Below are 10,973 nucleotides of genomic sequence, written 5' to 3'. Positions count from 1 at the left end.
TCATCGCAGGCATCGAAGTGGCACACATGATCCGCAAGAACCAGTTTACAAACGACAACCAATCACCATTCAAGGTCTTTGCGGAACTCGCAGCATAACTACGGCCAAGGATAAGCACGCTTTTAACTTACTGAAAAATTTGCGACACAACCGACACAGCCGTGATTTATCTTTTTCTATGAGGGTAAATTAACAAGGAGGTGACAGTTTTGTACTATTCTCAGTGCTATGTAATTACAGTTAGTTGAATATATCTAACTTGGATTGGTTGCTGGATCAAAAGCGAAAGGCTCAGGGGCAACCCGTTCGCAACATAGTATTTTTTGAGATGCTTGGGTTGCTTTTGCTGAATAGAGTAACCTTATCTAGGTGCCAATATATATGAAAAATAATTGATAGTGAGTTCCAATTAAAATTTATATTTACATCTGCGCTGCATTTACTTTTATGCAAGGCAAATCAAATGGGGAGCGGACATAATGCAAATTTCACTTTGGACATATCCGTGGGATGTTCAGGATTTAGGACTTCAAACGCTGCTTGATGACCTATACCAAAAGGCCGGTGGCAATATGATCAGTCTTGCAACATCCTATCATGCTGGTCGGTTTTTCCAGCCAAGGAGCCCAAGTCAAAAAGCTTATTTTCCAGAAGATGGCACTATTTATTACCAACCTGACGAAACTTTGTGGGCGGGCAAGGAAATGCGGCCTCTGGTTTCGCAGAATTTAAATGAACGCGGCGATGTGCTTGCTCAGTTGATTGAACAGCGCAAAAAAGATGGTTTGCAAGTGTCCTGCTGGACAGTCGGTCTGCATAATACTCGCCTTGGAATGCTACATCCACAATATGTAACCCGTAACGCCTTTGGTAATGCCAATTATTATAATCTATGCCCGTCCAGTCCGGTCGCGCGTGATTATGTTGTCACGATGGTGAAGGATATTACCACACGCTATCAGCCTGATCGGGTTGAGTTGGAAAGTGTTAATTTTATGGGTTTTGCCCATGAACATCATCATGAAAAAGACGGCGTCGGTTTGACCGACGAAGATGATTTTTTGATGTCTTTATGTTTCTGTGATCATTGCAAATTGCGGGCGAAAACCGCTGGCATTGATTTTGATGGGGCACAAGAGAGTGTTAGAAAATTCATTGCTGCCAGTTGTCAACGCGAAGTTCCGCAAAAACAATTTGCTGATTTTCCTAGCGCTGGAAATAATGCTTTTCGTGCTTATCCGTCGCTGCATTCATTCCTCAAATGGCGCAGTGAGCCAGTGACCAGTTTGATAAAAGAAATTAAACAGGCTGCTGATCCGGCATCAAAAATCATGTTATTGGATTTAAAGGATGGCTGGTTGGGTGGTATTGACCTGGAGGATGCAGTTGCTGCTTGTGACGGTATTATTCTTTGTTGTTACGACATGGCAGCAGATGCAATTGAGCAAGCTTTACTCGATGCCAAAAAGCGATTGCCGGATGATAAGTTTATCGGCTTAGGGATCAGTTTGTTTTACTCCTTAATCCAAGAGCCAGAGGAACTGATGCGACGTGTTCATGCTGGCAAGCAGGCAGGTGTCGATGGCATCAATTTTTATAATTTCGGATTGGTGCCACAAAAGCGTTTGGAATGGATCGGCGCGGCTTTAATGGCATAGCTCAGCTTAAAATATCAGCGCTAATGATTCATATAGCGCTGATATTTACTACTAGCTACGTTTAAATTGCGCAACTTTTCCTTTAAGGCTGGCTGCTGCTTCATGCAGACACTGTAAATAGCGTTCATGGTTTCGCAAACCATCTTCACGCGGTGCAATCAAACAGACAGTCGCGCAAAAAGTACCATCATCGCTTTCCACCGGAACGGCAAAGCAATGCGTGAAGCTGTCTACAATACTGTCAAATGTGAAGGCCTTTGCTTCACGCGCGACATGAACCTGATCAAGAAATACCTGCGGGTCGAGCCATTGACCGTCGGCCAGTTGAAAATCCTCTGATGGAATAAAGGCAAGAATTTCTTCGTCGCTCATATGGGACAGCAACAGCCTGCCCGATGCCGTCCATGGAATTGGTACTCTTTGGCCAATATCTGACGAGATCCTGAAAGGCCGCGCGCCCTCATGCATGCGCAAAACAGTGTATTTATTTTTATCCAGCATGCAAAATTGTGCAGTTTCGCGCGTTTCTTCAGCAACTTTTTCTAACACGCGATCACATTCGCGCATAAAGTCGAAGTGATCCTCATAGGCCGCCCCTAAAAAATAGAGCTTTCTGCCTAAATAAACGCGGCCTTCATTGTCGGAATATTCCAAAACGTCAAGATTGAGCAGCAGATTAACAAGTTCATAAACTGTCGAACGCGGCGCTTTAATATGTGTTGCAATTTCATTCGGATTTGCAGGTGCGCGGGATTTGCGAAGGAAATCCAGTATTTCAAAAGCGCGTTCAAGGCCGCGTGATCGTTTCGCGGTGGGCTCAGTTTGGACTGGTTCCATTTAATTAATGTGCTCCGCTGTTTTTTCATTTTTTGCTGAAGCTTTGCTCAGCTGTCAATTCCACGCCGCATGGTGACAGTATTTTCCCACTTGCCAAGTTTTTAAAAAAACATAAGATCAAGATGTCCGATTTTATAAACATATGTCCATTATAACAGACATTTATAATTATGGAAGTCGTTAATCCTTGGGAGGGGCAAAATGAAATTCTTGAAAACACCACAAAACCGAGTGGCTAAAATGCTCGCAGGTGCCAGTAGTGCTGTTTTGATGCTGATGGCTGGTGCAGTAAGCGCGGAAGCCGCAGCCAACTGCATTAAAGGTGATCGTAAGGCGCCTTACACCATTGGTTGGGCGAATATTTATTCTGTGCCAACATGGATGAAGCAAACAGAAGCAACAATTGTTGATGAAGTTGAGCGTCTTAAAAAAGATGGGCTTGTCAAAGATTTGATGGTCACTGATGCGCAAGGGAATGCCCAAACGCAAATTCAGCATATTCAATCAATGATTGATGCTAATGTGGATGCGATTATCGTGATTGCCGGTTCATCCTCGGCACTTGATCGAGTCATCACGGATGCCTGCGAAAAAGGCATTGCAGTCGTTAACTTTGATAGTTTGGTTGATACCGATAATCTGACAGCAAAAGTCAATACGGACTCACACGAATGGGGTGAGCGTGCAGCCCAATGGCTGGTTGATAAACTCAATGGCAAGGGCAAAATCATTCTTATGAATGGCCCTGCAGGTGTTTCTGTAAGTGATGGTCGGCGTCAGGGCGCGCAGCCGGTTTTGGATGCCAATAAGGGCATTGAAATTATCACTGAAACAAACACCGAGTATAATGCAGCGCCTGCTCAAGAAGCGATGACAAGCCTGCTTTTTGCTAATCCTGATATTGATGGAGTGCTTTCACTTGGCGGTGCTATTTCAGCGGGTGCCGTGATGGCATTTGACCGTCAGGGACGTGAGCTGGTTCCGGTAACGGGCGAAAATGCACGTCAGTTCCTTGAACTTTGGAAGGAAAAAGACATGCAGGGTTGGGCAACAATGCAGCCTAACTGGTTGGGTGCTTTTTCCGTCTATGCGGCTGTACAAGCGCTTGAAGGCAAAGATGTTGCTAAAGCAATCAAAGTGCCGATCCCGGTGATTGATGACAGCAATATTCAAAGCTATCTTGATCGCGCCGATCAGTTCCCTGCCGATGGTTATATCTATTCAGATTATGACCGTGCATTGTTTGACAAACTGCTTGGACAATAAGATCAGCGATGTCTGTATCATCCAGTTCATATCAAGGCGAAGCAACACCTGTTTTGGTTGCTCGTCAGGTTTTTAAGGGTTTTTTTGGCAACCCTGTTTTGAAAGGCGTAGATATTGTTCTGCAGCCAGGGCGTATTCATGCGCTTTTGGGTGAAAATGGTGCAGGCAAATCGACACTAATAAACCTGCTATCCGGTGCACTCGCACCTGATAGCGGGGAGATTGTTTTGGACGGGGTTTCATTACCCCGTCTTAATCCGGCTGAGGCGCGTGAAGCAGGAATTGCTGTCGTACAGCAGGAACTGAGCTTAACGGCTGAGTTATCTATTCTTGAGAATATTGGACTTGGCGCTTATCCGCGCCGTTTTGGCTTTATTGATTATAAGAAGCTTTATGAACAAGCGCGCATGATTTGCGAGCGGGTAGGTTTAACCGAACCATTGGAAACACCGGTCGGAAACTTATCGCTTGGCCGCCGGCAAATGGTTGAAATTGCTAAAGCACTTTATCGCAATCCACGGGTTCTTATTCTGGATGAGCCGACATCGTCTTTGTCGGCCCATGAAGTAGGCATATTATCATCTGTTATTCTAAAGCTACGCGATGAAGGTGTGGCACTGCTTTATATTTCGCATCGTTTGAACGAAATACGCGCACTTTGCTCGCATGCCACTGTTTTGAAAGATGGTGTTGTCACCGCAGATAAAGCGCTTTCCACCACAGATTCAGAAGAATTGGTTCGGCTGATGGTCGGGCGTGATGCCGGAGATATTTTTCCTGTATGGACGGAAAGTTCAACAGGCAAAAAACTGGTGCAGATCGAAGGTTTTAATGCCGGTATGGTCAAGGATGTCAGTCTTGATGCCAGTGCGGGTGAAATAGTCGGCATCGGGGGATTGGTAGGGCAGGGCCAGGAAGATTTTCTTCTTGGGCTTTACGGTGCGATGAGTGCTACCGCCGACATTGCTAAGCTCAATGGAAATGTCGGTCTGTTTAAGACCGTTAGTGCTGCCAATACTGCCAGCTTTGCTTATATACCGGCTGATCGTAAAAAAGAAGGTTTGGTTCTTCCGCATTCAATTGCAGCCAACCTGCTTTTACCGACATTGGACTATTATACCCGCCATGGTTTACGTCAAAAGAGTGCAGAAAATTCAGCCGTTGCGGCGCTCGTAAAGAGGTTGACGATCAAAGGCGATACCAATCGTCCAGTGCAGGCTTTGTCGGGTGGTAACCAGCAAAAGGTTGCCTTAGCGAAATGGTTGCCGATGCAACCGGAGATTTTACTGCTTAATGATCCGACCCGTGGGGTGGACATGGAAACCAAGCGGGAAATTTATTTGATGTTACGACAGTTTGCCGATGAAGAAAAACTGATCCTACTACTAAGCTCAGATACGCCGGAACTGGTTCATTTATGTGATCGCGTTATGGTTTTTCGTGAAGGGAAGGTCGTCAGCACTATTGATCATGCGGATTTATCAGAAGAAGCCATCGTCGGGGCGGCAATGGGCTTGCGTGCTGAAAGAAAGGTTGCCTGATGCAAAAAGCAGTAATGGGAAGTCTTTATTGGTCAATTCAGCACAGCCGGAATAAAGGTTTGTTCGGCCTTTATGCTGTTGTTGCCTTATTTTTTGCACTCTATATCTGGTTGTTTCCTGGCATTTTGAGCCTTGGCGGCTTTTCTAAGTTTACACAAAATTGGTTTCCGCTCGCCTTGGTGACAATGGCGCAGGCACTTTTGATGCTTAATGGCGGTATTACGCTGGCAATAGGCCCGCTTGTTAGTTTGGGTGCTGTGATTGCAGCAACAACTATGACCAGTTATTTTGGTGTTGCCGGAGGAATATTGGCGGTGATTGCCAGCGGCTTTGTCGTCGGTGGACTTACTGGCACTATTGTTGCCTATATGCGTTTGCCAGCCATTATCGTGACACTTGCAAGTTCCTTCATCATAGGTGGAATAGCCTTGTTGATCATGCCACGACCTGGTGGGTTTATTCCGGATTGGTTTTCAACCTTTCTGGCCGGGCATACACCTTCGGCATTTCTGATTTTGATTTTGATTTTGCTCGGGTGGAAATTGTTTTTAAAAACACCTGCCGGTTTGGGGATCTATGCAGCTGGTGAAAATCCACTAGGCGCTTATCGTTCCGGCGTTGAAGTTGAAAAAATTAAGGTTCTGTCCTTTGCTTTATCAGGTGTGCTGGCAGCTTCTGCCGGGTTATTTGTTGCCGCACAAACCGGTTCCGGTGATCCCGTAATTGGTACGCCTTTCACCTTGAACTCCATTGCTGCCGCGGTACTTGGTGGTGTTGGTTTCTTAGGCGGGAAAGGCACTATGCGGGGTGCAATATGCGGCAGTTTGCTACTGTCAGTTATGATTAACGTCATGTTCTTTCTCGGCTTTCCGCCTGTGGCTCAATATATCGCACAAGGATTGATTATTGTTTGTGCCGTTGCCTTGCCAGAGTTGATTGCGGATTGGAGAAAACGATGAACAATGTTTTGAATTGCGGACAGCGTATTCTTAAAAATCCGCCCATGCTTACCTTGTTACTGGTTGTTTTAGTCTGGCTGGTGGCAAGTGTGACGGTGCGTGGTTTCGGTGCTTATGGACATCTGCGTTATTTATTAGAATTGGCGGCTATTATTGGCATCGTCTCAGCTGGCCAAACATTGGTTGTTATAGTCGGCGGTATTGACCTTTCTGTCGGCGCAATCATGACGGTCACCGCTATTTTATTGCCGGTTCTTACGCCTGAATGGGACCCGACCGGCATCAGCGGCATTCTGATTACGCTTTTCATTGCAACCTTCATTGGTGTTTTGAACGGAATGGGCACGGCATATTTACGTGTTCCGCCCATCATCATGACATTGGCGATGGCAACTTTCTTGCAAGGGCTGCTGGTGATTGTTGCGGGCGGCAGTGCGGTATCTGTGCAAAATCCATCAATTATATTTTTAGGCTCTGCACGTATTTATGGCATGCCTGCCAGTGTTGTTCTGTGGATATTAGTTGCGCTTGTTGTATTAGTTTTGCTGCATAAAATGCCTTTGGGCGCGCGGTTTTTAGCTTTGGGTGCAAATCCTGTCGCAACACGCTTGTCTGGTGTTAATGTCAAAGGCAATATAATTGCGCTTTACGCTTTATCAGCCTTTTTCGCAGGGCTCGCAGGACTGGTATTGCTGGGTATGAACCGGCAGGGTTATGTCGGCATTGGCGAGCCATATGTACTCTTGTCCATTGCCGCAGTTGTCTTGGGTGGCACGTCTATTCTTGGTGGACGAGGAACATATGCCGGAACTATTCCGGCTGCCATATTGCTGGTGACTGCTTCGGCACTCATCATCATGGTCAATGCTTCGCCGGGTTTACGCTCTATATTGTTTGGTACACTGATCCTTGTTCTCCTCATGATCTCAGGGCGGGAAGCACGTCGATGAGTAATATTTATCAAGGACCAGTTATCGATCCCCATCATCATCTTTGGGATTTAACGATGGAACGCCATCCATGGCTTGCCCCAAAACCAGTTGATGAAATGGTCTTTGGCAGCATAGAGGCGATCAGACGGAATTATTTGCCGGACGATTATATGCGTGATGCTGCTGGGCAGAATATTGTCGCAACGGTTCATATTGAAGCGGGGTGGGACGATCATTTTCTTTCGCAAGAAACCCAGTGGCTGGATCACTTGCCAAAAGGAAAATGCGTCGCACAACGCTATGTGTCGCGCGTTTCTTTGCTTGATATTGATGCTGAGAAAAAAATAGCAGAGCAAGCGGCTAATGAACGTGTGATAGGAGTGCGTGACATCGTCAGCTGGCATCCTGTTGCACATAAGAGGTTTGCTGTCGAAGGTTTGATGAGCAATATGCAATGGCGTGCGGGTCTTAGTGCTTTGGCACGCCATGAGCTGACTTTTGATCTCATGCTCTATCCATGGCAAATGGCAGAGGCAGAACGTTTGCTTCATGATTATCAGGATTTACCATTCATTCTTAATCATTGCGGTAGTCCCGCAGATCGCTCGCCGGAAGGCATGCAGCAGTGGCGCAGCGGCTTAAAGCGCTTAAGCCGGTTCGAAAATCTTTCTATCAAGATTTCCAATCCGGTTGCTTATGATACGCAATGGACTGTGGCCAGTTTAGCCGATGTCATCCATCATTGTATTGACTGTTTTGGACCTGACCGAGCCATGTTTGGCAGCGACTTTCCGGTCGCAGGACTTCATGCTTCTTTTGACGATCTTTATGCGGCGTATCGTAAGATTGCGGTTGTTTATAGCAGCGCTGAGCAAAGCCTTCTTTTCTTCGAAACGGCCAATCGGATCTACCGTTTGAATTTGAAATCAGAAAATTTCAATAAAGGAAACATACATGTCTGACCACCTTCACTCTCAAAGTCAGGAAATGATGATTGATGATGGTTTCCGTGGCTTTCCCAGTGGCCAGAAACCGCTCAGCTTGAAAGAGATCGGACAAGCTGGCTGGAAACCTTATGAAGGGGCAATGGCACTGCCACTTATGTCGCTGAATGAACAAGACTTTTCCAATAATGCGGGGGCGATGATGCAGTTTGCAAAAGCAAATGGTGTTGAGATTGCACCACATGCTAAAACACCCATGTCGCCTGATCTGGCTCGCAGTTTAATAACTCATGGTGCCTGGGGTGTAACGGTTGCTGATATCCGGCAGGCGTCTGTTTTCCTCAAAAACGGCTTTCGTAAGCTTATACTGGGTAACCAGATTGGTGGGGCAAATGCTGTAAAAAGACTTGCACGACTGATGTCTTCTTATCGGGATGCTGAATTGTATGTCTTTGTCGATTCAGTGGCCTTTACGGAGATGTTGATTGCTGAATGGACTGCCGACGATGGCTTGCCAAAGCTCTGCCTCTTGGTGGAGCTTGGTGTAGCGCGTGCAGGTTTACGGGATGCACAGGCAGCTTTGCCGGTGATTGAAACTATTTTGAGTCATGAAACAGCCAATCTCCGCTTAAGTGGTATCGCCGCTTATGAAGGCGCGGCAGGCGTTACCGATCCTGATGAAACGATAAGACGGGTTGATCATCTGCTTGATGAAGCGACAGAAGCCTATCAAATGATCGCAACCCGCTTACAGATGTCCAGACCACTGATATTGACTGCCGGTGGCTCGCTCTTTTTCGATCGTGTTGTTGCCAAATGGAAGCCGTTAAAAGTTTCAAACCAAAATCTTCAGATCATTTTGCGCAGCGGTGCCATTTTCTTTCATGATCATGGCGTTTATGAACGCGGAATTACGCAGTTGGATAATCGTCAGGGCTTCGGCAGTGAAAAGGCAGCAGATGTTTTTTTACCGGCATTACGATTATGGGCTGAAGTTTTATCCCGCCCGGAACCGCAAACAGTCATATGTGGCTTCGGGATGCGCGATGTTGCATTTGATCAGGATCTCCCACGCATTTTAAACATATATCGTGACGGCCGTTTCTTACGCGCTTTAGCCGATAGCCGTGTGCTGAAACTGAACGATCAGCATGCCTTTATTGAATGCGCCTCCAATGCCGACATTAAAATCGGTGATGTTGTTGAGCTAGGCGTTTCACATCCTTGTACCTGCATTGATCGTCACTCACTGATTTATGGGTTGGATGAAAATCAAACCGTTGTCAGCGTTTATCCTACACATTTTGGCTGAACCAGAAATTCACATGACCCACTTCACTAAGTAATAAGGAATGAAGCATGATTATTCGTTATCATAAGGGCTCCCGTATGAGTCAGGCCGTCAGCTATGGAGGTGTCGTTCATATCGCAGGACAGGTAGCTGATGACCGCAAAGCTGGCATTGAAGATCAAACACGTGATGTTTTAGCCAAAATTGATGCTTTATTACAAGAAGCAGGCACTGACCGTTCTAAGCTTCTGGCAGTGGATGTTTTTCTACCTGCCATTGTTGATTTCGATGCGATGAATTCTGTTTATGACAAGTGGATTGATCCTGAAAACCCGCCAGCTCGTGCTTGCGTTGAAGCCCGTTTGGCTGACCCTGATTTACGTGTTGAAATGACAGCAATCGCAGTTCTTTAAAGAACAGATATATAAGGCTGGTTCGCTCTGGCCTTATATATCAAATATTATGTGCTGCCGCGTTCGATGACGGAAAGAGGCATATAGCGCGTTTTTTGATTTAATGTTTCACCACGCAGGCTTGCTAATATCATCCGCCCTGCATGCTGTCCGAGTGTTTCACTGTCAAAATGGATTGTGGTGATGCCTGGCTGTAAGGAACTTGCCAGGTCATTATCCCCAAAGCCGATAATTGCTAGGTCTCGGGGAATGCGTAAACCAGCATCACGTGCAGCTAAATAGACGCCCGTTGCAAGTAGTTCATTGGCACAAAAGACAGCTTTAATCGTATTACCGTCAGCATATAATTCGTGAGAAACTTTACGACCGTCATTAATATCAATGACTTCCTTACAAAGTATTTTTTTTACAATGGATATGCCGGAACGCTCACATTCATCAGCGAAACCTTGGTAGCGTAAGGCACCTCGTCCCCCACCACGACCTATAAATGCGACTTCTTTGTAACCCTTTTTAGCTAAGTGTTGGGCAGCCAACTTTCCACCATCAGTATTGGAAATCCCGACCAATAGATCAATAGGATCACGCGGGTAAGCCCAGGTTTCCATAATAGGAATTTTTAGCTTTCGTAATTGTTCTCGATTTTCTTCGAGTTCAATAACACCAGTAAAAAAGACGGCTGCTGGTTTCAGCTGTTGTAGATCAGAAATGATGGCCGATTCTTTTTTATATGAGTATGTGGTTTCGCCTATCAAAAATTGATAACCGGATTCTTCCAAAATTAGTGAACATCCTCTGACTGCTTTGGCAAATTGCTGGCTGAACATGTTGGAGATAAAACCCAACACGATATTCGTGCGTCCGGATCGTAATGCTCTGGCTATCGAGTCTGGTTTATATCCAGTTGCCTCGATAGCTTCACGGATGCGGTTTTGCTTCTCAATACTCACTTTTGACGGCGTTCGGATTGCACGTGATACGGTAATAGGGGAGACCCCTGCCAAACGAGCTACATCTTCAATAAATACAGGTGGTTTTTCGGTCTCATTATTTTGAGTGTTTCCGCCCATCCGCAAAACATTATCAAATGTGGGTTCAAACTCATTTTCCGGCGACAGGCTCATCATAGGGC

The 10,973-nt window shown here is 45.9% G+C and carries 10 protein-coding genes and 1 pseudogene; 9 read left to right on the top strand and 2 right to left on the bottom strand.

Annotation, left to right across the window (positions count from 1 at the left end; translation table 11 throughout):
* A pseudogene (locus ACI0FR_RS15210) lies at window positions 1–98 on the top strand (IS6 family transposase); the annotation flags it as partial.
* Between the two features lie 381 nt (window positions 99–479).
* Entirely contained in the window at window positions 480–1,658 is a 1,179-nt protein-coding gene (locus ACI0FR_RS15205; RefSeq protein WP_404908499.1) for a glycoside hydrolase family 10 protein, read from the top strand.
* 51 nt (window positions 1,659–1,709) lie between these two features.
* Here the strand turns inward: ACI0FR_RS15205 and ACI0FR_RS15200 are convergent, their stop codons facing one another.
* On the bottom strand, window positions 1,710–2,495 hold the full coding sequence (locus tag ACI0FR_RS15200) for an IclR family transcriptional regulator (protein WP_404908496.1): 786 nt from the start codon (window positions 2,493–2,495) through the stop codon (window positions 1,710–1,712).
* 201 nt (window positions 2,496–2,696) lie between these two features.
* Between ACI0FR_RS15200 and ACI0FR_RS15195 the strand changes: the two genes are divergently transcribed.
* Genes ACI0FR_RS15195 through ACI0FR_RS15165 form a run of 7 tightly spaced genes read left to right on the top strand, consistent with a single transcriptional unit; the run spans window position 2,697 to window position 9,841 of the window.
* Window positions 2,697–3,761 (top strand): ABC transporter substrate-binding protein, encoded by a 1,065-nt coding sequence (locus ACI0FR_RS15195; RefSeq protein WP_404908493.1) that lies wholly within the window; start codon window positions 2,697–2,699, stop codon window positions 3,759–3,761.
* Window positions 3,762–3,769: 8 nt separating this feature from the next.
* The gene (locus ACI0FR_RS15190) at window positions 3,770–5,302 is read left to right on the top strand and encodes a sugar ABC transporter ATP-binding protein (protein ID WP_404908491.1); all 1,533 of its coding nucleotides are present in this window, start codon (window positions 3,770–3,772) and stop codon (window positions 5,300–5,302) included.
* Window positions 5,302–6,261, top strand: a complete 960-nt coding sequence (locus ACI0FR_RS15185; protein ID WP_404908489.1) for an ABC transporter permease — start codon at window positions 5,302–5,304, stop codon at window positions 6,259–6,261. Before ACI0FR_RS15190 ends, ACI0FR_RS15185 begins: the two co-directional genes overlap by 1 nt.
* Entirely contained in the window at window positions 6,258–7,211 is a 954-nt protein-coding gene (locus ACI0FR_RS15180; RefSeq protein WP_404908487.1) for an ABC transporter permease, read from the top strand. The genes ACI0FR_RS15185 and ACI0FR_RS15180 overlap by 4 nt, the downstream gene beginning before the upstream one ends.
* Window positions 7,208–8,155 carry an amidohydrolase family protein gene (locus ACI0FR_RS15175; protein WP_404908486.1) on the top strand — a complete coding sequence of 316 codons (948 nt, stop codon included), beginning with the start codon at window positions 7,208–7,210 and terminating at the stop codon, window positions 8,153–8,155. The genes ACI0FR_RS15180 and ACI0FR_RS15175 overlap by 4 nt, the downstream gene beginning before the upstream one ends.
* Entirely contained in the window at window positions 8,148–9,449 is a 1,302-nt protein-coding gene (locus tag ACI0FR_RS15170) for an alanine racemase (RefSeq protein WP_404908484.1), read from the top strand. The genes ACI0FR_RS15175 and ACI0FR_RS15170 overlap by 8 nt, the downstream gene beginning before the upstream one ends.
* A 47-nt stretch (window positions 9,450–9,496) precedes the next feature.
* Window positions 9,497–9,841 (top strand): RidA family protein, encoded by a 345-nt coding sequence (locus ACI0FR_RS15165; protein ID WP_404908482.1) that lies wholly within the window; start codon window positions 9,497–9,499, stop codon window positions 9,839–9,841.
* Window positions 9,842–9,888: 47 nt separating this feature from the next.
* Here ACI0FR_RS15165 and ACI0FR_RS15160 read toward each other — a convergent pair whose 3' ends face one another.
* Entirely contained in the window at window positions 9,889–10,968 is a 1,080-nt protein-coding gene (locus ACI0FR_RS15160) for a LacI family DNA-binding transcriptional regulator (protein WP_461667972.1), read from the bottom strand.
* Between the last annotated feature and the right edge of the window lie 5 nt (window positions 10,969–10,973).

The organism is Paenochrobactrum sp. BZR 201-1 (assembly GCF_044987585.2).
Lineage (GTDB): Bacteria > Pseudomonadota > Alphaproteobacteria > Rhizobiales > Rhizobiaceae > Paenochrobactrum > Paenochrobactrum pullorum.
The sequence above is the reverse complement of the archived record's forward strand: the minus strand, read 5'-3'. Positions and strand labels throughout refer to the sequence as shown.